This is a genomic window from Palleronia sp. (assembly GCF_042089775.1).
Lineage (GTDB): Bacteria > Pseudomonadota > Alphaproteobacteria > Rhodobacterales > Rhodobacteraceae > Palleronia.
In genome coordinates this window covers 1-23,877 of sequence record NZ_JBELKF010000051.1, presented here as the reverse complement: position 1 = coordinate 23,877, position 23,877 = coordinate 1, and the positions used below count along the sequence as shown (strand labels likewise).

Sequence of the window (23,877 nt, the reverse complement as noted above, 5' to 3'; positions counted from 1 at the left end):
CGAGATGAACGGCTCGCTTCTGGGCATGAGCTATCTCAGCCGCTTCGGTCGCATCTCGATTGAGGACGAGACGCTGACCCTGACGCGCTAGCTTTCGGCCTTTTTCTCCCATTGGCCGTTTTCCTCGGACCAGTACTGCGCCTGCGCGCCCGCCCGCGTAAGCGTGCGCCACTGGGTTCGCGCACGATCCAGCGCGGCCAGATCGCTGCCGTCGAAGATCACGCAGACGCGCTCGGCGGCCGCGACCTCTTCGGCCGTCACGTCGGCGCCCTCTACGCTCATAAGGCAGGGACGACCGTCGGCGCCCATATTCTCGGCGGTCAGCAGGATGGGCTGCGCGGCGTCCTGCTCGCCGCCCGCGAGGCCGTGAGGCAGGAAGCTGTCGTCGGAATAGGTCCACAGGTGCAGGTCGAGCGCTTCGATCCGGCGCGCGTTGCGCCCGCGGACGAGGACGCGCCAGCCCTGCTTCAACGACCGCTCGAGAAGCTGGGGCAACACCTCCTCGAGCGGTCGGCGTGTCAGGTGGTAGAAGTAGGCCGCGCCCACCTCAGCCCTCGCAGGTGTCCCGGATGAACCGGTCCAGAGCGCGGACGCCCCAGCCCGACGCGCCTTTGGGCGCATAGGGCGAGTCGAACGAGGTCGAAGCGACCCCCGCGATATCGATGTGGCACCAGCGGGTGCCCTCCTTGACGAAGCGATGCAGGAACTCGGCCGCGGTGATCGTGCCCGCGGGACGGCCGCCCACGTTCTTGACGTCCGCGATCCGGCTCTTCAGCTGGTCGGCGTAATCCTTGCCGAGCGGCAGGCGCCACGCGCCCTCGCCCTCGGTCCCGGCGGCCTTCAGTATGTCGTCCACGAACCCGTCGTCGTTCGACAGAAGGCCCGCGTTGTGGTGTCCGAGGCCGATGATGACCGCGCCAGTCAGCGTCGCGAGGTCGATCATGCCCGACGGCTGGAACGTCTCCTGCGCGTACCACATCACGTCGGCCAGAACGAGGCGCCCTTCAGCGTCGGTGTTGATGACCTCGATCGTGTCGCCCTTCATGGACGTCACCACGTCACCGGGGCGATAGGCCCGGCCCGAGGGCATGTTCTCGACGAGGCCCACAAGGCCCACCACGTTGGCCTTCGCGTTCCGCATCGCCAGCGTCTTCATCACGCCTGCCACGACGGCCGAGCCGCCCATGTCCATGGTCATGTCCTCCATGCCCGCGCCGGGCTTGAGGCTGATGCCCCCGGTGTCGAACACGACGCCCTTGCCAACCAGTGCCAACGGGGCCTCGTCTCCGCCGCCCATCCACTTCATCACGACGACCTTCGACGGGCTCTCGGAGCCCTGCCCCACGGCAAGAAGCGCTCCCATGCCGAGTTCGCGCAGGCGGTCCTCTTCCAGCACCTCGACCTCGAGCCCGTGCTCGGACAGGGCCTGCAGGCGTTCGGCATAGGTGGTGGTCGTCAGCACGTTGGCCGGCGCATTCACGAGGTCACGGCAGAAGAACACGCCTTCGGCCAGCGCGGCGAGGTCGCTCGTCTCCACCTCGTCGGGCTTGGCAACCATCGCGGTGATCTCGCCGGCCTTTTCGCCGTCAGCCTTCGACTTCTGGTCGGTGTAGTCATAGCGGCGCAGCAGTGCGCCCAGCATCGCCTCGCGGGCGTGCTTCAAGCGACCGAGGCACAGGGTCAGGTTGCCGGATCCCGCCGAACGAGCGATTGCAACGCCGGTCTTGCGCGCCAGATCGGCGTCGGACTTGCGGTCGAGCTTGACCACCAGCAGCCGGTCGGCTCCCATCCCAGTGGGCCAGGACAGCGCGACGACCTCGCCCTCGTCCGCCTTCTTCCAGGATTCGGCGCCGGTTGCACGCTCGACTGCGCCACGTGTCAGCTTGTTCGCGCGCTTGGCCAGCATCCCCATCTCGCCATCGGGTCCAACGAGGACGGCGACGGTGCCTTCCACGGTGGCGAGCGCGTCGGCGTCGGGTTCGAATACGCGGATCGGTGCGGGTGCGGTCATGGTCGGTCTCCGTTCGAGTGTCCGCCTCTTGTTAGGAGGCGCGGCGCCCATTGGCCAGAAGTCTGTTTTCGGCCGCCGCCGCGTGCGCTAGGCTCGGCACCTGGAACACCGCGAAGGACCGAGCTTGCCGAAATACGACAGATACCTGCTGTCGCAGTTCCTGAGCCTGTTCGGCTTCTTCAGTCTCGTGCTCGTCGCGGTCTACTGGGTGAACCGCGCTGTCCGCCTGTTCGACCGCCTGATCGCGGACGGGCATTCGGCGGGCGTATTCCTGGAGTTCTCGGTTCTGGCGCTGCCGAACGTCGTCCGTCTGGTCCTGCCGATCGCGGCTTTCGCGGCCGCCGTGTGGGTCATCAATCGGATGCGGAATGAAAGCGAGCTGGTCGTCGCCCAGGCCACCGGTCTGTCTCCGCTTCGGGGCGCGCGTGCGGTCGTCATCTTCGGCGCCATCTGCGCGGTGATCACGCTGGTCCTCACTCACGTTCTTGCGCCGATGGCGGAAGGGCGGCTCGAGGCGCGGGACGACCAGATTGCCGAGGACGTCACAGCGGGGCTTCTGAGCGAGGGCCAGTTCATCCATCCCACGGACGGTGTCACGATCTTCATAGATGAGATCACCGATGAAGGGACGTTGCGACAGGTGTTTCTCAGCGACCGGCGCGATGCAGAGCGGCAGACGACATATAATGCCGAGCGCGCCATCCTCGCCAGCCGCGACGGCGAGACGTTCCTCGTCCTGTTCAACGGCCTCTCGCAAACGCTCGTGCACGCGACGGGCCGCCTTGCGACGACGTTCTTCGACGAATACACGGTCCGCTTCGATTCCGGCAGGGGCGGTGGCGGGCGCGTCCGGCTGACCAGCGTGCCGACGGCCGACATTCTTGCCGATATCGAGGGCACGGCCGTCGCGACCCACGAGACGCCGCGCGAGATCGCCTTGGAGATGGCCGAGCGCACAGCCCAAGGCCTGCAGAGCTTCGTCGCCCCCATCCTAGGGTTTGCGGCGATGATGCTGGGCGGCTTCTCGCGCTTTTCCGCGTGGCGGCAGATCACCGGCGCGATCGTCGCACTTGTCCTCTACGAACTGACCTACCGCGTCACGCTCGACGCCGCACTGAACGAGTCTGCTCCGGCCTGGGCGATCCTTCTGCCTTCGGCCGTGTTCGCCATTCTCGCGCTGGCCTGCCTCGGGGTCGCCGGCTGGGGTCGCATCGGGCGCAGACCCCGAAGGGCCGCGGCATGATCCTGCATACCTATTTCGCGCGCCGCTTTGCCTCGACCTTCCTCATGGTGCTCGGGATCTTCCTTGGGGTTCTTCTGCTGATCGACCTCGTCGACCAGGTCCGACGGTTCGCGGGCGACGGCGTGCCCTTCGCAGCTTTGGTCGGGCTGACGCTCTTGTCGGTGCCACAGACGCTCTACACGATCCTGCCGCTCATCACGATCATCGCTACGCTGACCCTCTTCCTGAAGTTGGCGCGGACGTCCGAACTGGTGGTCAGCCGCGCCTCGGGTCGGTCGGCGATCAAGGCGCTTTATGGACCCGTCTCGGTGATGCTGCTGATCGGCGTCGGAGCCGTCGCCGGCTACAACCCCATCGTCGCCGCAGCATCGGCCCGCTATGAGCGCTTGTCCGACCGTCTTCAGGGTATTCCCGCCCCCACGCTCTCGGTCGGGGGCGAGGGTGTCTGGCTGCGCCAGTCCGACGGCGTGAACGGGCGCACAATGATAGCAGCCGAGGGGTTAGGTCGCGGCGGGACCGAGCTTCGGCAGGCAACCTTCTACCGCTTCGATGCTTCCGGTACCGCACGCGCACGCATAACGGCCGCGACCGCCACGTTGGCCGATGGTGAATGGACGCTCCACGACGTAAAGCGTTGGGATTTTACCCTGCCCAACCCCGAGGCACAGGCCCGGCGTTTTGACGAATGGCACGTGCCGTCAGGACTGTCCGCCGACTACATCGCCGACAGCTTCGAGGACCCCGACGAGATCCCGATCTGGGAACTGCCGGGCTTCATCGCCGACATGAAGGCGGCGGGCTTCTCGCCGCAGCGCCACCTGGTCTATTTCCACTCCGAACTCGCCAGCCCGCTGATGCTGACGGCAATGATGCTCGTCGGCGCCGGCTTCACCATGCGCCACACGCGGTTCGGACGAACCGGCTCGATGGTGCTTGCCGCGCTCGCCACGGGGTTCGGGCTTTTCTTCCTGCGCGATTTCGCGCAAATCCTGGGTGAGAACGGCCAGATCTCTCCGATACTGGCCGCTTGGGGACCGCCCGTGGCGTCGCTTTGCCTGCCGCTCGGGCTGATACTGCACTGGGAGGACGGCTGATGCGGGCCTGGCTCGGCGCCCTGGTGATCGCGACATGTCCCGCCCTGGCAACGGCGCAGGGGACTGCCGCGCTGGTGGCTGATGCGGTCTTCCTCGAACAGGAGGACGTCCTCGTGGCCGAGGGCGACGTGCAGGTGTCTTACGAAGGGTCGCTTCTCTCGGCCACGCGGATCACCTACGACCAATCCGAGAACGCACTGTCGATCGAAGGGCCGCTGACGCTGACCGATGAGGACGGCACGATCCTGCTCGCTGATAGTGCCGAGCTTGAGGACGAATTGCGCGAGGGGATCCTGACCTCCGCCCGGCTGGTCCTGGACCGCCAGCTCCAGCTTGCCGCGACCGAGATCGCCCGCGTCGACGACCGCTTCACGCAGCTGTCGAACACGGTCGCGTCGTCCTGCGACGTCTGCAGCGACGGCAGCCGCCCCCTATGGGAGATCCGCGCCCGCCGCGTCATCTATGACGAGGTCGAAGAGCAGCTCTATTTCTACCGCGCGCAGTTTCGCCTGATGGGTGTGCCTGTCGCTTACATCCCCCGCCTGCGCCTGCCAGCGGCGGATAACGAACGCTCCACCGGACTTCTTTCCCCGCGCCTCGTCTTCAACAGCGATCTGGGCTTTGGCGCGCGCTTTCCCTATTTCATCGTCCTCGGCCCCTATGCCGACCTCACCCTTGCGCCCTACGTCGCCACGGGCACGCGCACGTTGGAGGCGCGGTACCGGCATAACTTCACCTTCGGATCAGTGAATATCGCGGGGGCATTCTCGGACGACGACATCATCCCCGACGAGCGGCGCCACTACCTCTTTGGCGAAGCCGCATTCACGCTCCCGCAGGACCTTCTGCTCGAGATCGAGATCCAGAGCGCCTCGGACAACGATTACCTCGATGACTATGCCTACGAGGCAATATCCGTCTTCCGGGATCGGGCAAAGCTCTCCACGGCGAGCCGTCAGGGGATGCTCCGGGCCGAGGTGGTCAACTACACGCCCCTCCGGTCCGAGGAAGTCGCCATCGCCGATCAGCTACCCTCTGTCGTGGCCGATGCCTATGCCGAGCGGCGCATGAATGTCGGTCCGGGGCAGCTGAGCTTCGGCCTCGACGCCACCGCGATTCAGCGTGACAGCGACGAGGGCGCGCTTGGCCGCGACGTGGCCGAGATCGGCACCTTCGCCGAATACAACACCCGCCGCACATTCGCGTCGGGCCTCGTCCTGTCGAACCGTGCGCGCGTCACCGCAGGCGTCTACAAGGTCGAGGACGACAGCGCCTTCGACGACGTCGCCCGATCCTCCGCGGCCGTCTCAACCGAACTTCGCTTGCCGCTGCAGAAGACCGGGACGGATGGCAGCTATCACCTGCTCGAGCCCGTCATCGGCGTCGCGTGGTCGGAATCCGACCATGCCGTGCCCAATGAGGACAGCACCCTTGTCGACTTCGACGAGGGCAACCTGTTTTCGCTGTCTCGTTTTCCCGGCGACGACCGGATCGAACAGGGTCTCCGGGCCAATGCCGGGCTCGGGTACACGGGCCGCTTCGAGGACGCCGAGCTGGGTCTTGCCATCGGCCGCGTGTTCCGGACCGAGGCCGACGAGGACTTCTTTGCCGGCAGCGGGCTCGACGGGACAACGTCGGACTGGCTTACTTCGGCCACCCTGGACTGGGGCCCCTTCGGGCTTGGCGCGCGCGCGCTGATCGACAAGGGGTTCGACGCGACCAAGGTCGAGGCGCTCGCGGATTATAACGCGGATCGCTATGGGCTGTCGGGCACGTATCTTTATCTTGATGCCGAACCTCTCGAGAACCGGCCGGAGGGCACCCACGAGTTCAGCGTCGCCGGGAACACCCGCGTCGGCCGCCACTGGAACCTCAGCGTCGGCGGTCGCTATGACATAGACACCGACGGCATAGACAGCGCCACCTTCGGCATCGGCTATCAGACGGAATGCATCCTGATCGGCCTCGACGCCAGCCGCAGATACTATCGCAACGACGAAGACAAGGAGCCCGCCAGTTCGATCACCTTCGCCGTGGAGTTGCTCGGCTTCGGATCGGACCGGGTGGATGAAAGCTATCGCACCCAATGCCGGGGATGATATATCCCGGCGCCAAACGCATGACCCGAAAGAGATTACCCATGACCGTCGCGCCCATCCGCCTTGCCGCGGCCCTTGCCCTGACTGTCGGGATCGCCATGGCGTCCCCCGTGGCCGCGCAATCTCCGTTTTCGCCTGCGGCCTATGTCAACGAGAACATCATCAGCGAATTCGAGGTGACGCAGCGCCAGCGGATGCTCGAAGTGTTCCGCGCGCCCGATGCCAGCCGCGAAGCCGCGCTGAGCGACCTCGTGGACGAGCGCCTGCAACTGAGAGAGGCCGCCCGCCGCAGCCTCACTGTAACCGAGCCCGAACTGATCGAAGGGCAGGAAGAATTCGCCGGCCGGGCCGATCTGAGCCGTGAAGCCTTTATCGCCGAGCTGCAAGGCGCGGGCGTCGATCCTGCGACCTTCGCCGATTTCGTCCGCGCCGGCATTGCGTGGCGCAAGGTCGTGGCCCAGCAGTTCGGGCCAAGCCAGATCCAGGTCTCGGAGCAGGACGTCGCCCGTGCCACCTCGGCCCCGCCCGAGCCCGGGCTGCGCGTCCTCGTGAACGAGATCATCTTGCCGGCCAACACGCCCCAGCGGGCGCAGCAGGCACAGGCGCTTGCTCCGCGGATCAGCTCCATCAACAGCTTCGACGCCTTCGCGGCTGCCGCGCGCGAATATTCGGCCACGCCCTCGCGCGAGCGCGGCGGCGCGATCGACTGGCTCGAGATCAGCGAGTTGCCGCCCCAGATCGGTCAGCTGATCCTGTCCCTGTCGCCCGGCGAGGTGACGCAGCCCATCCCGCTGCCGAACGCGCTCGCGTTCTTCCAGCTACGCCAGATCGGCGAGATTGCCGCCCGCAGCGGCCCGACCACGCTGGAATACGCCGCGCTCTACCTGCCCGGCGGGCGGACGCAGGCGACGCTCGCGCGTGCCGCCCAGATCGCAGCGAGCGTTGACACCTGCGAAGGGCTCGAAACCGTAGGGCAGGTACAGCGTGACACGCTCCCGGTCGCGCAGATCCCGCAGGACGTCGCGCTGGAGCTCGCCAAGCTTGACCCGGGCGAGATCTCGACCGGCTTGACCCGCGCGGATAGCGAGACGCTGGTGGTGCTGATGCTCTGCAATCGCTCCTATCGTCCCGCCGACGCGGATGAGCCCGATCTTGGCCGCGTGCGCAACGCGCTGATCAACCAGCGCGCGTCCGAGCGGGCCAACACCTACCTTGCCGAGCTGCGCGCCAACGCCAGCATTCGCTACGAATGAGTGATGCGCCCATAGCCCTGACCTGCGGTGAGCCGGCGGGCGTGGGCCCAGAGGTTGCCGCCAAGGCATGGTCCGCGCTTGGCGCGGCCCTTCCGTTCTTCTACATGGGCGATCCCCGCCACCTGCCGGCTGGCACGCCCATCGTCGAGATCGGCGCCCCGACCGAGGCGATCGAGGCCTCTGCACGTGGGCTCCCGGTCCTGCCCGTGGACATGGGGCCGCCCGCACAGCCCGGCCGGCCCGATCCCGCTCACGCCCCGCACGTGGTCGAAATCATTGCCCGCGCCGTCGACTTCGCACGCTCCGGTGCAGCGGCGGCGGTCTGCACCCTGCCAATCAACAAGAAGGCGCTGATCGACGGCGCCAACTTCGCCTATCCGGGCCACACCGAATATCTCGCCGCACTTGCCGGCGTCGATCACGTGGTGATGATGCTGGCCTGTGATGCCCTTCGCGTGGTGCCGGCGACCATCCACATCCCGATCTCCGAGGTGCCGCGGGTCCTCACAGCCGCCTCGCTGGAGCGGACGATCCGGATTACCCATGACAGCCTGCGCACCCTCTTCGGCATCGAAGCGCCCCGCATCGCCGTCGCCGGCCTGAATCCCCACGCAGGGGAGCAGGGAGCGATGGGGCGCGAGGAAGTCGACTGGATCTTCCCCCTGATCGAGCGCCTGCGGGCCGAGGGGCTGACCCTGCGTGGCCCGTCGTCGGCCGACACCATGTTCCACGCCGATGCTCGCCGTCTCTACGATGTAGCGGTGGCGATGTACCACGACCAGGCGCTTATCCCCATCAAGACCATCGACTTCGCCGGGGGCGTCAACGTCACGCTCGGCCTGCCGTTCATCCGTACGTCGCCCGATCACGGAACCGCCTTCGACATTGCCGGAACCGGCGCGGCCGACCCGACGTCGACCCTCAGTGCCCTGCGCCTTGCCCGCAGAATGGCCGATACCCGCGCAGCCTGACGCCATCACCACCGCCGACACGAGGAGCGCCGAATGAGCGCCATCGACGACCTGCCCCCCCTGCGCGACGTGATCGCGCGTTACGAGCTCTCGGCCCGCAAGTCGCTGGGGCAGAACTTCCTCCTGGATCTGAACCTGACGGCCAAGATCGCGCGACGGGCCGGTGACCTGTCATCCTCGGACGTGCTGGAGATCGGCCCCGGCCCCGGCGGCCTGACCCGCGGGCTGTTGGCCGAGGGCGCGCGCCGTGTGCTGGCCGTCGAAAAGGACAGCCGCTGCATCCCTGCACTCCAAGAGATTGCCCGGACCTATCCGGGCCAGCTGGAAATCCTGAATGCCGATGCGCTCGAGGTGGATCCGCTGGCGCATCTGACCCCGCCGATCCGGATCGTCGCGAACCTGCCCTACAATGTGGGGACGGAGCTTCTGACCCGCTGGCTCGACCCGGGCCACTGGCCTCCGGTCTGGTCTAGCCTCACGCTGATGTTTCAGAAGGAGGTCGCGCAGCGCATCATCGCCGCACCGGGAAGCAAGGCCTACGGGCGCCTCGCAGTGCTGGCGCAGTGGCGCACGGACGCGCGGATCGTCATGGAACTGCCGCCCGAGGCCTTCACGCCACCGCCCAAGGTGCATTCGGCCGTCGTGCATCTGACCGCCCTGCCCGAGCCGCGCTATCCCGCGGATGCAAAGACGCTCTTTCGCCTCACGGCACGGGCGTTCAACCAGCGCCGGAAGATGCTACGCGCCTCGCTGAAGGGGCTGACCCCGGACATCGAGGATCGAATCGTCGCCGCGGGAATCAAGCCAACTCAACGAGCGGAAGAGCTGTCGCTTGACAAGTTCTGCGCCCTCGCCCGGGAAGTCGCCCAGGCCTGAGGCGCAGGCGGGTTACTCGACCGCCTGCGTTTCGCCGTTGCCGCCCGTCTCGCCCGAGCCGCTCTCGTCGGTATTGCCCTCGGTGGGCTTGGGCTTGCGCGTCCGGGTCCGCTTGGGCTTGGACTCCGGCGTCTCGACGAGTGTCGATTCGTCCTTTGCAGGCGCTTCGATCACGTCGTCGTCCTTCTTGCGCGGGCGGCGGCGCTTCGGCGCAGGCTTCGCAGCCTCGCCCTCGGCAGCGGCCTGTTCTGGCTGCGCCTCGGGTTTCGCCTCGGGCGTTTCGGCCGGCCGTTGCTGCTGATCGTTCTCGCGCGAGTTGCCACGATCCTGCTGCTGATCGCGATCCTGAGAACCGTCCCGACCCTGCTGCTGGTCAGGCTGTTGGTTGCCCCCCTGCTGCTGGTCGTTCTGATTGCCGCCCTGCTGACTGTTGTTCTGCTGGCGGTTCTGGTTCTGCTGATCATGCTGGCTTTGGCGCTCGTTCATCTCCCGCTGCGCTTCGGCCAGCATCCGGGTGTAATGCTCGGCATGCTGGGCGAAGTTCTCGGCGGCCACACGGTCCCCCGAGAGCTGCGCGTCACGCGTCAGCTGATTGTACTTGTCGATGATCTGCTGCGGCGTACCGCGCACCTTGCCCTCTGGACCCGAGCTGTCGAACACCCGGTTGACGATGTTGCCGCCAGAGGGACGGTTGCGGTTGCTTTTAGACCGCGAGCGTTTGTTGGAAGATCGCATGTCGGAGTTGGTCCGGCCTGTGTTTTCTTGGCAAATGGCAGCCCTTGCCTGATCCGGCCGAGTCTTGTGCGGCGGCTATGGCGGGCATGTTCCGGCAGTGTCAGAGGCGAACGCTGCTTGCGCGTTTCACACCCTGCATCGGCAGCAAGACCACGTGTGGAGGGTCTTGGCAACCCGATTCCGCAACTTTTCGATCCTTTTTCCGTGCAGAACTTCGATAATTGCGGACGTCAGGAACCGCGCCGTGCCGAAACGACGCGATCCCTCCCCTCCAGATCGGGATGCAGGTCCATATCCGCAAGCCCCGCAGCCGAAAACAACTCTGCAACGGCGGGTCCCTGCTTCCACCCGATCTCGACCATCAGGTGCCCGCCGGGCCTGAGCGCCGCGCTCGCGCCGGCGGCAATGATCCGGTAGGGGGCGAGGCCGTCGCACCCCGGGCTCAGCGCCAGGTGCGGATCATGGTCCCGCACCTCTGGCGACAGGCCGTCCATCTCGTCCGCGGCGATATACGGCGGATTCGACACGATCAGGTCAAAGCGCCCGGACACACTTTGCCACCAGTCCGAACGGATGAAATCGGCACGATCCGACACGCCAAGCGCATGTGCATTACCGCGCGCCACCCCAAGCGCCGCTTCAGAGACATCCGTGCCGACGCCCCTCGCCGCGGGCCGGTCGGCCAGCAGGCTGAGCAGAATGCAGCCAGATCCCGTCCCGAGGTCGAGCACACTCTGCCAGGGCACCTCGAGCGCGCGCGCCACCAGCGCCTCGGTATCGGCACGCGGGTCGAGCACGTCCGGCGTAATGCGAAACTGGTGCCGCCAGAAGTCGCGGTAGCCCAGCACCCGCGCCAGTGGCTCGCCCCCTGCCCGGCGTTCGAGAAAGGCCTCAAAGGTCGCGGCTGTGTCGGCGGGCACCTCATCTTGCAGCCGGTGCAGCGCCCCCGGCTCGAGTCCTGCCGCATGGGCCAGCAGGCGACGCGCATCGCGCATCGGGTCGGGGCAATGGCTCAGCCGCACGCGGGCCGTGCGCAGGGCCTCATCGGGGCTCATGCCTCGAACTGCGCGAGCCGGGCGGCCTGGTCCTCGGACACGAGCGCGTCGATCACTTCGCCCAAATCCCCCTGCATTACCTGGTCGAGCTTGTAGAGCGTCAGGTTGATCCGGTGGTCGGTCAGGCGCCCCTGCGGAAAGTTGTAGGTCCGGATACGCTCGGAGCGGTCGCCCGTGCCGACCTGGGATTTTCGCGCATCCGCCCGCTCGGTCGCGGCGCGTTGGCGCTCCATGTCGAAAAGGCGCGAGCGCAGCACTTGCATGGCGATCTCGCGGTTGCGGTGCTGGGACTTTTCGCTCGATGTCACGACGATCCCGGTGGGGATGTGGGTAATCCGGACGGCCGAATCCGTCGTGTTCACATGCTGCCCGCCCGCGCCGCTGGACCGCATCGTGTCGATGCGAAGGTCGTTTGGGTCGATCTGGACGTCGACGTCCTGCGCCTCGGGAAGAACCGCCACCGTCGCGGCAGAGGTGTGGATGCGCCCGCCCGACTCAGTCGCCGGAACACGCTGTACCCGGTGCACACCCGATTCGAACTTCAGCCGCGCGAACACGCCGTCGCCGGCGACGTTCGCCACCAGCTCCTTCAGGCCGCCCAGCTCCGTCTCGGCCCGCTCGATCACGTCAAAGCGCCAGCCCTGCGCCTCGGCAAAGCGCTGGTACATCCGCATCAGGTCGGCGGCGAAGAGCGCGGCCTCTTCTCCGCCCGTTCCGGGCCGGATCTCCAGGATCGCCGGCCGCGCGTCGGCTGCGTCCTTGGGCAGCAGCGCCACGCGCAGCGATTCCTCGGCCTCGGCCAAGCGTTTGCGAAGACGCGGCAATTCCTCTTCGGCCAAGGCGCGCATCTCGGTGTCGGCGAGCATGGCTTCGGTCTCGGCGATCTCGGTTCGGGTCGCGTCCCAGACGCGTGCGGTCTCGACGACCGGACGCAGTTCGGCATACTCGCGCCCGCGCGCAGCGATGTCGCCGCCGCCTTCCGACATGGCCGCCTCGAGATACTCGAACCGCGCCACGATCTGCTGCAATCTGTCCTTTGGAACCATCCTCGCTCATTCGCGCGAAGGCGCCTGCCGGTCAAGAGAGGCCGGCGTCTCGCAGCCACCGCTCGATCCGGCGCCGATTCACGCCCATGTCGCCCTTGCCCACGACAAGATGACCGCGGATGGCGACCCCCTTCTCGGTCCGCAGGACGTTCGTCACGTCTGGGAAACCCATGATCCGGGTGCGCGTCACGAACGAGACGTGCCCATCCTCGACCTGGCCTGCCAACCTTCCCGAACGCGGCGTCGCGGCAATGGTCTCGACCAGGCGCGCGAAACCCTTCTCATCCGTCCGGCGCACGGCGATGAAGCCGCCTTCGGTCTGCGTGTCCGCCTCGGGCACCGCGAACCTGTCGTGATAACGTGCAGGGGGCGCAATGCTGCGCACCCAGATGCCGAGGCCAAGAGCGGCCACGGCGACGGTGGTGAAGATGATCTTCAGCATGCCAGGTTCCTTTTCCGTCCCTTCCTGGAGCCCCTGGGCGGATCGCGCAATGGACAGCCGCGGTGCGGGGCGCCAAGACGGGTGCAAAGGAGGCCCTGCAATGACTAACACCGCCGACCCGATCTACAACGTGTCTGAAGGGATGGAGCGCCTGCGCGCCGTGATGGCCCGCCTGCGCGACCCCGAGACCGGCTGCCCATGGGATATCGAGCAGAACTTTGCGACCATCTCTCCCTACACGATCGAAGAAGCCTACGAGGTCGACGACGCGATCCGCCGCGGTGACATGGACGACCTGAAGGGCGAGTTGGGCGACCTGTTGTTCCAGTCGGTGTTCCACGCCCGAATGGCTGAAGAGGCGGGCGCATTCGACCTGCAGGACGTGATCCGGGCGATCACCGACAAGATGATCGCGCGCCACCCGCATATCTTCGGCGACCAGTCCCGCGACAAGTCGGCCGACCAGCAGACCGCGGATTGGGAGGTCGAGAAGGCGCGCGAGCGGGCCCGGCGAGGCGAGACCGGGGCGCTCGACGGTGTGGCGGTCGGTCTGCCGGCGCTGATGCGGGCGGAAAAGCTGCAGAAACGAGCCGCCCGCGTCGGCTTTGATTGGCCGACAACGGGCGAGGTCATCGACAAGATCGCCGAAGAGGCGCGCGAGCTGGCCGAGGCGCGCGACACCCTGCCGCAGGAGAAGATCGCCGAGGAAGTGGGCGACCTGCTCTTCGCGGTGACGAACCTTGCGCGGCACCTCGACGTCGACGCCGAAACCGCATTGCGCGGGACCAATGAGAAATTTCTGCGGCGTTTCCGGTACATAGAGGCCTCTCTCGCCAAGGGTGGCAGGACGCCCGGTCAGTCGACCCTGACCGAAATGGACGCGCTGTGGGATGCAGCAAAGGTGGCCGAGGGAAACACCTCCGGCGATTGACCTGAGCGTTTTTATCGGATTTATTCACCGCGAGTGACATACCCCGGAGGAAGAATGACGATGCGCACCACCCTGATCGTTGCCCTTGCCAGCGCGACTGCCCTGCCCGCGATGGCCGAAGTCAACATCTACTCGTACCGCCAGCCCGAGCTCATCGAGCCGCTGCTGAACGGCTTTACCGAAAAGACCGGGATCGAGACGAATGTCGCCTTCCTGAACCAGGGCCTCGTCGAGCGCCTGCAGGCCGAGGGTGAGCGTTCGCCCGCCGACATCATCCTGACGACAGACATTTCGCGCCTTGCCGGCGCCAAGGAAGCAGGCGTGACGCAAGCCGTTGAAAGCGACGTGCTGGAAGAGCATATCCCCGCTTCGCTGCGCGACGAAGAGGGCCATTGGTTCGGCGTCACCACCCGCGGCCGCATCGTCTATGCCTCGAAGGATCGCGTGCCCGAAGGCGAAATCACCACCTACGAGGACCTCGCGGACCCCAAGTGGGAGGGCCGCATCTGCACCCGTTCGGGCACTCATGTCTATACGCTAGGCCTCGTCTCGGCGCTGATCGAGCATAACGGCGAAGAGGCCGCGAAAGAGTGGCTCGAAGGCGTGAAATTGAACCTTGCTCGTGCGCCGCAGGGCAACGATCGTGCGCAGGTCCGGGCCATCTGGGCCGGCGAGTGCGACATCGCCCTAGGCAACACCTACTACATGGGCGCCATGCTGGCCGATCCCGAGCAGGAGGAATGGGCCAATTCCGTCCGCGTCGAATTCCCGACCTTCGAGGACGGCTCGGGCACCCACGTGAACATTTCGGGCGTGGCGATGACGGCGAACGCGCCCCATCCCGACGATGCGCTGGCTTTCATGGAGTACCTCGCGTCCCCCGAGGCACAGAAGCTCTATGCCGACGTGGTCAACGAGTATCCCGCCGATCCCGACGTGCCGCCCTCGGACCTCGTGGCGAGCTGGGGCGAAATCGAGCCTGACACCACGGCGCTCGACGACATCGCAGAACATCGCGCGGATGCGCTTCGCCTCGTCGAGGAAGTGAACTTCGACGGCTGATCCGAGATCGGCGACCGCTGTCGGGGTCGCCACAACAGGAGCCGCGGTCGGATCACGATCGCGGCTTCAAAGTCCTGTCACTCTGCCGGGGCGTTCGGCAGGACCAGCGATCCGTCCTCGCCCAACGGCCAGGACGGGTTGTGCGCAATCTCCCAAACATGCCCGTCCGGATCGGCGAAATAGCCGGAATACCCGCCCCAGAACACCGCCTCAGGCGCCTTCAGTAGTGTCGCCCCCGCGTCGAGCGCTGCGGAAAACACGGCGTCCACCTCGGCCCCGTCGGCGCAGTTCTGCGCCAGGGTCACCGCCCCGGTCCCCAGCTTCTCGACCGCAACGTTCTGGTCCTCTGCCAGCGACTCGCGGTCGAAGAGCGCCAGCGCCATCCCGTTCATCTGGAAGAGCACGAGGCCCGGCGGCGAGCCCGGATGCGCCCTCCAGCCCCAATTGCTATAGAACGCCTGCGCCCGGTCCATGTCCCGGACGCCGAGGGTAATCAAAGTCACGCGTTCCCGTGGAAGTGCCATAGCCGACCCCTTTTCGGAACGATAGCAGGGCACCAGAACGACGAAAGCCCCAACGGCCACCGCCGCGGAGCTTTTCGAAGGAGTGGCGCGGTTGACGGGGCTCGAACCCGCGACCCCCGGCGTGACAGGCCGGTACTCTAACCAACTGAGCTACAACCGCCCAATGCCCGATCGGGTGTCCCGAACGTGAGGGGCGTTCTATTGAGCACCCCCGGAAGCGTCAAGCGACAAAGACCGCTCCCGGGCTCTTTTTTGCTCCCGCCGCGACGTCAGCGCGCGTGGATGGCAAAGCTTTCCCAAGGGGCAAGGGTCAGCGGCCCGTCGATCGCCTCGCGCGGCTCGACCGTCGCCAGAAGCCCCTCGCCCACGATGCGCAGGCGCTGGGGCGGATCAAAGGTGACTTCCTCGCCGGTCATGTTCACGACGACCGCCAAGCGTTCGTCCCCGAGCGTGCGCAGGTAGGCCACGACCTGGGGGTGATTGTCGGCTACGGATTCAAACCGGCCAAAGGCGACGATGTCCCGCTCGCGCCGCAGCTTCACCAAGTCTCTGTAATGCGCGAGGATCCCGTCCGCGCGATCACGCTCGGCTGCGACGTTCACCTCGCGGTAGTTCGCGTTCACCTCGATCCACGGATGGCCGGTGGTGAAGCCCGCACTGTCGCTGGCGTCCCACTGGACGGGCGTCCGCGTGTTGTCCCGCCCGTTCTCGTTGACACCGGCCAGGAACGTCTCCCAATCGACGCCGCGCTCGTGCTCTTCATGCCAGAGACCGATGGCTTCGAGATCGCGGAACTGGTCCAGTCGCTCCAGCTGGATATTCGTCATCCCGATCTCTTCGCCCTGGTAGATGAACGGCGTGCCCTTCATCAGGTGCGTCACCGTCGCCAGCGCCTTGGCCGACCGCTGACGGTACTCTCCGGCGTCGCCATATTTGGACACCTGCCGCGGCAGGTCGTGGTTTGACAGGAAGAGCGAGTTCCACCCCTCGTCCGCCAGCGCCGTCTGCCATCCGAAGAGTTCTTCCTTGAACGCCACCAGATCGAAGGGCTTGGGCTTCCACTTGCCGTGGACGTCGTGCCACTGGCTCTTGATATGATTGAACTGGAAGACCATCGACAGCTCGTCCCGGTCCTTCGCACAGTACAGCGGCGCCGTCTCGCGGCTGACAGACCAGCTTTCGCCGATCGTCACCACGTCGCGGCCGCGCAGTGTCTCGCGGTGCATCTCCTGCAGGTAGTCATGCAGGAACGGGCCTTCCTCGAACACCTCGTTCTCGACGTCCTTCCCGATCAGCGAGATCACGTCCATCCGGAACCCCGCGATGCCCCGGTCGAACCACCAGTTCATCATGTCCCAGATCTCGCGGCGCAGCGCCGGGTTGCGCCAGTTGAGGTCCGGCTGGAACGGCGAGAAATAGCCCAGGTAGTATTGCTGCGCCCGCTCGCACCAGTTCCACGCAGGTCCGCCGAAGCAGGCGCGCAGGGACGAGGGCGGCTCGCCATCGGGGCCGGGATCGGCCCAGATGTAGTAGTCCCGCTCGGGCGCGTTGCGATCGTTGCGCGCGGCCTCGAACCAGTGGTGCTTGTCGGACGAGTGGTTCACGACCAGGTCCATGACGATCCCGATATCCCGCTTGCCCGCCTCGGCGATCAAGCGGTCCATGTCGTCCAGCGTGCCGTATTCCGGGGCGATGTCGCGGTAGTCCGAGATGTCGTAGCCCATATCCGCCTGCGGCGAGGCATAGGCCGGCGACAGCCACACAAACCCCACCCCCAAATCGGAGAGATGGTCGAGGCGCGAGATAATGCCCGGCAAGTCGCCGATCCCGTCCCCGTTCGAATCCTGAAAGCTCCGCGGCCAGATCTGATATCCCACCGCCCTTTGCCACCATGGCGCGTCCGTCATGCTGTCCTCCGAATTTTGGCAGGACGATGAGCCGGAACGCCTTTCCGTCAACCCCGGCGAGGCATCTCATGGGCGCAAAGCGTCATTTGCCGCGGGCAGCCCAGAGAGCGAGCGCCCGCGGAAGGGATTCAGGCGCCGTAAGGCACCCAGATGTTCTTGACCTGCGTCGCCCGGTGGAGGAAGCCCTTGCCCTGCCCCTCAGGGCCGGTCCAGTCGCGCGCGCGATCGGCCTCGACCCATGTCTGCTTGAGGTTCCCGGCGCTGGCCTTTTCGACCATCGCGCCCGCGCCGCCCACATACCAGACCCCGTCGATGCCATCATGCTCGGCCAGCGTCTCGGCCAGAGTATCGCGCGGCCCGGTGACGATGTTGACCACGCCGCCGGGCACGTCACTGGTTTCGAGCACCTGGTAGAAGTCCGTGGCCGCCAGCGGTGCGCTTTGCGACGGCACCACCACCACCCGGTTGCCCATGGCGATGGCAGGCAACACCAGCGAGATCAGCCCGGCCAAAGGCGCCACGTCCGGACACACGATCCCCATCACGCCCAGCGGCTCGTGCATCGCCAGGGTGACATGCGCCGACTTGGTGGCGTGGACCGCCCCGTCGAACTTGTCGGCCTGAGCGGCATACCAGAAGCATCTACGGATCGCGCAGTCGATCTCGGCCTCTGCATCCGTGCTGGACGCGCCGAAATCCACCAGCCGCTCGGCGAACTCCGCCGCCCGCGCCGAGAGGTTCTCGCCCAGGTAATAGAGCACCTGCGCTCGGTTGTGCCCGGTCTGCGCACCCCAGCCGGCCGCTTTCGACGCCGCCTCGACCGCGTTGCGGATATCCTTACGGTTGCCAAGACCTGCGAGGCCCCCCGGCACCTGATAGACATAGCCGCTGTCGGGGCGCGCCTGCTTGCCGCCGATATAGAGCTTCGCCGTACGGTCGATGGCGGCTCCGGTGGAATGCCCCGGCATCGCGTGTGGCTCCGCAGGTTCGATCGCTTCGCCCCGACGCGCCGGATGGCGGCGGTAGGCCATCATCCCCTCGCGCCCGCCTTCCCGGCCGAAGCCGCTCTCACGGTAGCCACCAAACCCCGCGCCCGCATCGAAGACGTTTGTGCAGTTGATCCAGACGACGCCCGCCTTGATCTGCCCGGCAAGGTCCAGGCAGGTGTTCACGTTCTCGGACCAGATCGAGGCCGCCAGTCCATAGGCGGTGTTGTTCGCCAGTTCGACAGCGTCATCTGGCGTGCGGAAGGGTGTCACGGTGACCACGGGGCCAAAGATCTCTTCGGTCGACAGGACGCTCGCGGGGGAGACACCCGTCACCAGCGTCGGCGGATAGAAGCAGCCTTCGGGCGCGTCGCCTTGGGTGACCGTCACGCCCTCGGCCGCGCCTTCCTCCATCAGGCGCCGGATGCGCTCCAACTGGATGGGATGGACGATGGCGCCCATGTCGGTGTTCTTGTCCAGCGGATCGCCGACGCGCAGAGTCTCCATCCGCGTGCGCAGCTTCGCGACCAGCCGATCCTCGACCGCCTCGGCCACCAGCACCCGCGCGCCGGCGCAGCAGACCTGCCCCTGGTTGAACCAGATCGCGTCCACGACCCCTTCGACCGCGGCATCGAGATCGGCGTTCTGCATCACCACGAAAGGCGACTTGCCCCCAAGCTCCAACGTCAGGCCTTTGCCCGTGCCGGCCGTCTCTTCACGGATGCGGCGGCCCACCTCGGTCGAGCCAGTGAACGCCACCTTGTCCACCCCCTTGTGCCCCACCAGCGCCGCGCCCGTGGCACCATCACCGGTCACGATGTTCACCACGCCGGCGGGCAGACCCACCTCGGCGCAGATCTCGGCGAAGGCGAGCGCGGTCAGCGGCGTGTATTCCGCGGGCTTCAGGACCACAGTGTTGCCCGCCGCGAGCGCCGGAGCGATTTTCCACGCCAGCATCAGAAGGGGGAAGTTCCACGGGATCACCTGCCCGCAGACCCCATAGGGTTCCGCGCCGGCAAGCTCGTCGTCGGCCAGCTCGGCCCACCCGGCGTGGTGGTAGAAGTGGCGGGCGACCAGAGGCACGTCGATGTCGCGGGACTCGCGGATGGGCTTGCCATTGTCGATGGTCTCGAGCACCGAAAGGAATCGCGCGTGCTGCTGCACATGGCGGGCAATGGCGTAGAGGTAGCGTGCGCGTTCATGCCCCGACAGCGCCGCCCAGCCAGCTTGCGCCTGGCGGGCGGCGGCGACGGCGGCGTCCACGTCGGCCTCGGTGCCTTGGGTGACATGGGCAATGACCTTGCCCGTGGCGGGGTTGGCGACCTCGAAGGTCTCGCCCGGGTCGGTGAAGGCGCCGCCGATGAAGTGACCCAGCCCGTTCTGGTGCTTGTCCAGCCAGGCGGTGACGATGGAGGCGTCCTCGGGGGCGGTGCCGTAATCCATGGTGCGCAAGATATCCTGAATGCTCATCTGTCCCTCACGACATCGCGTGGCGGTGCGAGGCGGCGTAGCGCCCGGTGACATGGTGTTCGAGCTGCCGCTCGATATCGCCCAGCATCGACGACGCGCCAAAGCGGAAGAGGTCGGGTTCCAGCCAGTCGCGGCCCAGTTCCTCCTTCATCAGCACCTGCCAAGCGAGCGCCTCCTTCGCGGCCTTGATCCCGCCGGCAGGCTTGAAGCCGATCTTGTAGCCCGTCGCCTCGCCATAGTCGCGCAGCGCACGCACCATCGTCAGCGAAACCGGAAGCGTCGCATTCACGCCTTCCTTGCCGGTGGAGGTCTTGATGAAGTCCGCCCCGGCCTGCATCGCCACCATGCTGGCGGCGTGGACATTGGTCAGCGTCCCCAATTCTCCGGTCGCGAGGATCGCCTTCAGATGCGCCTCGCCACAGGCCTCGCGCATCGCCCGGATCTCGTCATAGAGGGCCGGCCAGTCGCCCTTCAGCGCAAGCTCGCGCGTAATGACAATGTCGATCTCGGCGGCGCCCTGGGCGACGGCCCACTCGATTTCGCGCAGACGCAAGTCGAGCGGCATCAGCCCTGCCGGAAAACCTGTCGCGACGCTCGCCACCGGGATGCCCGATCCATCGAGCGCCTCGACCGCGTGAGGGACCATCGTGGGATAGACGCAAACTGCGCCCACGGTGAGGCCCATGTCCTCGATCCCCAGCCCTTCGACGATCCGGCGGGCCAGCGGCGTGCGCGCCTTGGCGCAGAGGCGCTTGATCTTGCCGACGGTGTCGTCGCCCGAGAGCGTAGTCAGGTCGATCAAACGGATGGCATTCACGAGCCACGCCGCCTGGTGCGTCTTCTTGATCGACCGCCGGCTGCCGAAGCCGGCCGCCCGCCGCTCGGCCGCGGATCGGTTCACCCGGACGCCTTCGACCATCGACAGGTCGAACGCGGTGCCCGGATTTCGCGGATGTCCCGCCACGGTCTTTGTCACAGGATCGCCTCCCTTCGTCATTCGGGGGCCAAGCTGCGCCAAAGGGCCGCGACTGTCCACGGTCTGCAGTCTCTAGCGACGTCGCGACAAACGTCTCTGGTTCGAGCGCGTCCGCCCCGAAATCGGCTGAAGCCAGGCGGCCGCCACCTTGTCGGGCGACTGCCCTGCGATCGCCGCAGCCCACGCGGCCTGCGAGGCCGCCGCAAAGATTGGCCCCTTCTCCAGCGACATCCGCCAGACTTCCGACCGCGCAACCGGCCACATCCCGGCCATCCCCATCATCCGATAGGAAATCACCGCCTGCGCCTCGGTCAACATCCGCATCGTAGCATACAGATTCGTCAGATATCCTTCGTGCCTCATGCCGCACTCCTCGTATTTGCACTTGCAGCATTTAATGCTGCGCCAGCTAAATGGAAGCAGCCCGCCCTGTCCGGACCCGCTTGCGCGGCCTAGGTGAGCGGACGAGACCGCCACAGGATCCGTCATGCCCAACCCGCTTTTCGATGCCCTGATCGCCCCGCACAACAGCAAAGCCGAGCTGTTCGCGACGCTGCCGGACGGCAAGACGGCCTCGTATGCTGAATTCATCGCGGTGGTAGGTCGCGCCGCCCACGTTCTAGATCAGGCCGGGCTGAAACCTGGCGACCGCCTCATCCTGCGGGTGGAAAAGTCGGTCGAGGCAGTCGCAATCTACGCCGCCTGCATGGCGCGCGGAGTCATATTCGTGCCACTGAACACCGCCTACACTGCACCCGAGGTCGCCTACTTCTTGTCGGACGCCACGCCGCGCCTCATCGTCTGCGATCCGATCGCGGCAGAGACCATCGATGCCGGCGACGCCGTCGTGTTTACCTTGACGGCCACTGGTGAGGGCAGTTTTGCCGAAGCCATGCAGGACGCTCCGGACGACTTGATCCCGATGGATCGCGCGCCGGATGACCTCGCGGCCTTTCTCTACACCAGCGGCACGACTGGTCGATCCAAGGGTGCCATGCTGACGCACGAGAACCTGCTGTCGAACGCCCGCGCCCTCGTTGATGTCTGGCGGATCACCGAGGCCGACACGCTGCTTCACGCCCTGCCGATCTTTCACGCGCACGGCCTCTTCGTCGCGATCAACACGACGCTCTTGGCGGGCTGCGCGCTGATCTTCCTGCCGAAGTTCGACGTCAGTGAAGTCCTGCGCCACCTGCCCCGCGCGACCACCATGATGGGCGTGCCGACCTACTACACGCGCCTACTGGCCGAGGACCGATTCACCCGCGAGACGGCGGCGCACATGCGCCTCTTCATCTCCGGCTCGGCGCCGCTCCTGACCGAGACCCAGGCTCGATTCGGGGACCGCACCGGCCACCGCATCCTCGAACGCTACGGCATGACCGAAACCGGGATGAACAGCTCGAACCCCTACGAGGGCGAGCGCCGCGCGGGCACGGTCGGCCTTCCCCTGCCCGGCACCGAGATCCGCGTGATGGCAGACCCCGGCAAGATCGGAATGATCGAGGTGCGCGGACCGAACGTCTTCAAGGGCTACTGGCAGATGCCCGACAAGACCGCCGAAGAGCTCTCCAAGGATGGCTGGTTCACCACCGGTGACCTCGGTCAGTTCGACGCGGACGGCTACCTGACCATCGTCGGGCGTGACAAGGACCTCGTGATCACAGGCGGCTACAACGTCTATCCGAAGGAGGTCGAGGATGTGCTCGATCGGGTCCCCGGCGTCGTGGAAAGCGCGGTGATCGGCGTGCCCCACCCCGATTTCGGCGAAGGGGTCGTCGCCGTGCTGGCCGGAGAGCCTGACCATGACACTGTCCGCGCTGCCGCCCGGCAGAACCTCGCGGACTACAAGTGCCCCAAGCGCCTGTTCACCGTCGCCGAACTGCCGCGGAACACGATGGGCAAGGTCCAGAAGGCTGCCCTGCGCGAGACCTACAAGGACGCCTTCTCATGATCCGCGCCCTCGCGATCCTTCTGGTGTTCCAACTGGCCGGAGAGCTGCTTTCTCGCGGCCTCGGCGTCCCCGTGCCGGGGCCTGTGATCGGCCTCGCCGGCCTCTTCTGTGCGCTCGTCTTGCGCCCGGCGCTGCGGGACATGCTGAAACCCACGACTGACACAATCCTTGGCCACCTTTCGCTGCTGTTCGTGCCGGCGGGCGTTGGCGTCATCGCGCATCTCGACACGTTCGGCCGCAACGGCCTTGCCCTCGTCGTCGCCCTGACGATCAGCACCGGCCTGGCAATTCTTGCCGCCACGCTGGCCTTTCGCGGCGTTGCGCGGCTGACAGGGGCCGAGAGCGATGAATGACGCCGCCGCCCTCTGGTCCTACCTTGCGCAAGAGCCGCTGCTGTGGCTGACCCTGACCCTCGTGGCGTATTTAGCGGCGGATGCGATTGCCGGCCGCTCGCGCCACCCACTGGCCAACCCGGTGCTGATCTCAGTCATCCTGATCGGGTCGGTGCTGCTCGTCACCGGCATCCCCTATCAGCGCTATTTCGAGGGCGCGCAGTTCGTCCACTTCATGCTGGGGCCAGCGACAGTGTCGCTCGCGATGCCGCTTTACGCCAATCTGCCGCGACTGAAGCGGACGTTCCTGCCGATGATCGCGGCGCTGTTCGCCGGCAGCCTGACGGCTATCGGCTCAGCCGTGGGCGTGGCGTGGGCGCTTGGCGTCCGGGGCGAGACGCTCCTGTCCATTGCCCCCAAGTCCGCCACCGCGCCCGTCGCCATCGGCGTGGCCGAGCAGATCGGCGGCCTGCCCTCGCTCACGGCGGTTCTGGTCATCCTGACCGGGGTGATCGGCGCCGTCATTGCGACCCCCCTGCTCAACTTCTGCGGCTTCACCGATTGGCGCGCGCGGGGATTCGCCGTCGGGATCGCCGCGCACGGGATCGGCACGGCGCACGCCTTTCGCGTCCATTCCACCGCCGGCGCCTTCGCGGGGGTCGGAATGGGGCTGAACGCGATGCTGACGGCGTTGCTCGCTCCGTTCCTGATCTCGCTTTTCTTCTAGGCCTATTCGGCCGCGATTGCCTCGGCCGCAAAAACACGGGCGGCGCAGAACTTGAACTCGGGGATCTTGCCGAACGGGTCGAGCTGCGGGTTCGTCAGGATGTTCGCCGCCGCCTCGACATAGCAGAACGGCATGAAGACCATGTCGTCCGCGACCTCGCGGTCGACGCGCAGAACCGCCGTC

Annotated in this window: 23 protein-coding genes and 1 tRNA gene; 11 read left to right on the top strand and 13 right to left on the bottom strand. The window is 66.5% G+C overall.

What is annotated here, in order from left to right; translation table 11 throughout:
* Nucleotides 1–87: 87 nt before the first annotated feature.
* Both ACFDS3_RS12795 and ACFDS3_RS12790 read right to left on the bottom strand, forming a co-directional pair.
* Nucleotides 88–546 carry a DNA polymerase III subunit chi gene (locus ACFDS3_RS12795; RefSeq protein WP_375262742.1) on the bottom strand — a complete coding sequence of 153 codons (459 nt, stop codon included), beginning with the start codon at nt 544–546 and terminating at the stop codon, nt 88–90.
* Between the two features lies 1 nt (nt 547).
* The gene (locus tag ACFDS3_RS12790) at nt 548–2,011 is read right to left on the bottom strand and encodes a leucyl aminopeptidase (protein ID WP_375262741.1); all 1,464 of its coding nucleotides are present in this window, start codon (nt 2,009–2,011) and stop codon (nt 548–550) included.
* Nucleotides 2,012–2,135: 124 nt separating this feature from the next.
* On the opposite strand from ACFDS3_RS12790, the gene lptF reads away from it, so the two are divergent.
* The 6 genes from lptF to rsmA are packed head-to-tail and all read left to right on the top strand — an operon-like array spanning nt 2,136 to nt 9,547.
* Complete coding sequence (gene lptF, locus ACFDS3_RS12785) at nt 2,136–3,254, top strand: LPS export ABC transporter permease LptF (RefSeq protein ID WP_375262740.1); 1,119 nt, start codon at nt 2,136–2,138, stop codon at nt 3,252–3,254.
* The gene (lptG, locus tag ACFDS3_RS12780; RefSeq protein ID WP_375262739.1) at nt 3,251–4,348 is read left to right on the top strand and encodes an LPS export ABC transporter permease LptG; all 1,098 of its coding nucleotides are present in this window, start codon (nt 3,251–3,253) and stop codon (nt 4,346–4,348) included. The genes lptF and lptG overlap by 4 nt, the downstream gene beginning before the upstream one ends.
* A complete protein-coding gene (locus ACFDS3_RS12775) occupies nt 4,348–6,447 on the top strand; it encodes an LPS-assembly protein LptD (protein ID WP_375262738.1) in 2,100 nt (699 codons plus the stop codon). Before lptG ends, ACFDS3_RS12775 begins: the two co-directional genes overlap by 1 nt.
* A 41-nt stretch (nt 6,448–6,488) precedes the next feature.
* A complete protein-coding gene (locus ACFDS3_RS12770; RefSeq protein ID WP_375262737.1) occupies nt 6,489–7,700 on the top strand; it encodes a peptidylprolyl isomerase in 1,212 nt (403 codons plus the stop codon).
* Nucleotides 7,697–8,671 (top strand): 4-hydroxythreonine-4-phosphate dehydrogenase PdxA, encoded by a 975-nt coding sequence (pdxA, locus tag ACFDS3_RS12765; RefSeq protein ID WP_375262736.1) that lies wholly within the window; start codon nt 7,697–7,699, stop codon nt 8,669–8,671. Before ACFDS3_RS12770 ends, pdxA begins: the two co-directional genes overlap by 4 nt.
* A gap of 33 nt (nt 8,672–8,704) precedes the next feature.
* On the top strand, nt 8,705–9,547 hold the full coding sequence (rsmA, locus tag ACFDS3_RS12760; RefSeq protein WP_375262735.1) for a 16S rRNA (adenine(1518)-N(6)/adenine(1519)-N(6))-dimethyltransferase RsmA: 843 nt from the start codon (nt 8,705–8,707) through the stop codon (nt 9,545–9,547).
* Between the two features lie 12 nt (nt 9,548–9,559).
* On the opposite strand, the gene ACFDS3_RS12755 is transcribed toward rsmA, so the two are convergent.
* The 4 genes from ACFDS3_RS12755 to ACFDS3_RS12740 all read right to left on the bottom strand — a co-directional run bounded on the left by ACFDS3_RS12755 (nt 9,560) and on the right by ACFDS3_RS12740 (nt 12,825).
* Nucleotides 9,560–10,282 (bottom strand): DUF4167 domain-containing protein, encoded by a 723-nt coding sequence (locus ACFDS3_RS12755; RefSeq protein ID WP_375262734.1) that lies wholly within the window; start codon nt 10,280–10,282, stop codon nt 9,560–9,562.
* Nucleotides 10,283–10,512: 230 nt separating this feature from the next.
* Nucleotides 10,513–11,337 carry a peptide chain release factor N(5)-glutamine methyltransferase gene (gene prmC, locus ACFDS3_RS12750; protein WP_375262733.1) on the bottom strand — a complete coding sequence of 275 codons (825 nt, stop codon included), beginning with the start codon at nt 11,335–11,337 and terminating at the stop codon, nt 10,513–10,515.
* On the bottom strand, nt 11,334–12,383 hold the full coding sequence (gene prfA, locus ACFDS3_RS12745) for a peptide chain release factor 1 (protein ID WP_375262732.1): 1,050 nt from the start codon (nt 12,381–12,383) through the stop codon (nt 11,334–11,336). Before prfA ends, prmC begins: the two co-directional genes overlap by 4 nt.
* A 31-nt stretch (nt 12,384–12,414) precedes the next feature.
* Nucleotides 12,415–12,825: a DUF1499 domain-containing protein gene (locus ACFDS3_RS12740; RefSeq protein ID WP_375262731.1), complete on the bottom strand. Its 411-nt coding sequence runs from the start codon at nt 12,823–12,825 to the stop codon at nt 12,415–12,417.
* A 100-nt stretch (nt 12,826–12,925) separates the two neighbouring features.
* Here ACFDS3_RS12740 and mazG point away from each other — a divergent pair, with 100 nt between their 5' ends.
* Both mazG and ACFDS3_RS12730 read left to right on the top strand, forming a co-directional pair.
* Nucleotides 12,926–13,756 (top strand): nucleoside triphosphate pyrophosphohydrolase, encoded by an 831-nt coding sequence (mazG, locus tag ACFDS3_RS12735; protein ID WP_375262730.1) that lies wholly within the window; start codon nt 12,926–12,928, stop codon nt 13,754–13,756.
* 54 nt (nt 13,757–13,810) lie between these two features.
* Nucleotides 13,811–14,818 (top strand): Fe(3+) ABC transporter substrate-binding protein, encoded by a 1,008-nt coding sequence (locus tag ACFDS3_RS12730; RefSeq protein WP_375262729.1) that lies wholly within the window; start codon nt 13,811–13,813, stop codon nt 14,816–14,818.
* Nucleotides 14,819–14,895: 77 nt separating this feature from the next.
* Here the strand turns inward: ACFDS3_RS12730 and ACFDS3_RS12725 are convergent, their stop codons facing one another.
* The 6 genes from ACFDS3_RS12725 to ACFDS3_RS12700 all read right to left on the bottom strand — a co-directional run bounded on the left by ACFDS3_RS12725 (nt 14,896) and on the right by ACFDS3_RS12700 (nt 21,044).
* Entirely contained in the window at nt 14,896–15,342 is a 447-nt protein-coding gene (locus ACFDS3_RS12725; protein ID WP_375262728.1) for a VOC family protein, read from the bottom strand.
* A gap of 83 nt (nt 15,343–15,425) precedes the next feature.
* A tRNA-Asp gene (locus tag ACFDS3_RS12720) sits at nt 15,426–15,502 on the bottom strand.
* Between the two features lie 109 nt (nt 15,503–15,611).
* A complete protein-coding gene (locus ACFDS3_RS12715; protein ID WP_375262727.1) occupies nt 15,612–17,249 on the bottom strand; it encodes an alpha-glucosidase in 1,638 nt (545 codons plus the stop codon).
* 128 nt (nt 17,250–17,377) lie between these two features.
* Complete coding sequence (locus tag ACFDS3_RS12710) at nt 17,378–19,705, bottom strand: aldehyde dehydrogenase family protein (RefSeq protein ID WP_375262726.1); 2,328 nt, start codon at nt 19,703–19,705, stop codon at nt 17,378–17,380.
* A gap of 7 nt (nt 19,706–19,712) precedes the next feature.
* Nucleotides 19,713–20,702, bottom strand: coding sequence for a deoxyribose-phosphate aldolase (gene deoC, locus ACFDS3_RS12705; RefSeq protein WP_375262725.1), 990 nt, complete (start codon nt 20,700–20,702; stop codon nt 19,713–19,715).
* A 51-nt stretch (nt 20,703–20,753) separates the two neighbouring features.
* Nucleotides 20,754–21,044 (bottom strand): antifreeze protein, encoded by a 291-nt coding sequence (locus tag ACFDS3_RS12700; protein ID WP_375262724.1) that lies wholly within the window; start codon nt 21,042–21,044, stop codon nt 20,754–20,756.
* A gap of 124 nt (nt 21,045–21,168) precedes the next feature.
* Between ACFDS3_RS12700 and ACFDS3_RS12695 the strand changes: the two genes are divergently transcribed.
* The 3 genes from ACFDS3_RS12695 to ACFDS3_RS12685 are packed head-to-tail and all read left to right on the top strand — an operon-like array spanning nt 21,169 to nt 23,694.
* Nucleotides 21,169–22,635: a malonyl-CoA synthase gene (locus tag ACFDS3_RS12695; protein ID WP_375262723.1), complete on the top strand. Its 1,467-nt coding sequence runs from the start codon at nt 21,169–21,171 to the stop codon at nt 22,633–22,635.
* Entirely contained in the window at nt 22,632–22,988 is a 357-nt protein-coding gene (locus tag ACFDS3_RS12690; RefSeq protein WP_375262722.1) for a CidA/LrgA family protein, read from the top strand. Before ACFDS3_RS12695 ends, ACFDS3_RS12690 begins: the two co-directional genes overlap by 4 nt.
* Complete coding sequence (locus tag ACFDS3_RS12685; RefSeq protein WP_375262721.1) at nt 22,981–23,694, top strand: LrgB family protein; 714 nt, start codon at nt 22,981–22,983, stop codon at nt 23,692–23,694. Before ACFDS3_RS12690 ends, ACFDS3_RS12685 begins: the two co-directional genes overlap by 8 nt.
* 2 nt (nt 23,695–23,696) lie before the next feature.
* Here ACFDS3_RS12685 and ACFDS3_RS12680 read toward each other — a convergent pair.
* Nucleotides 23,697–23,877, bottom strand: a 181-nt coding sequence (locus ACFDS3_RS12680; RefSeq protein WP_375262720.1) for a molybdopterin dinucleotide binding domain-containing protein, incomplete at its 5' end; no start/stop codon positions are given.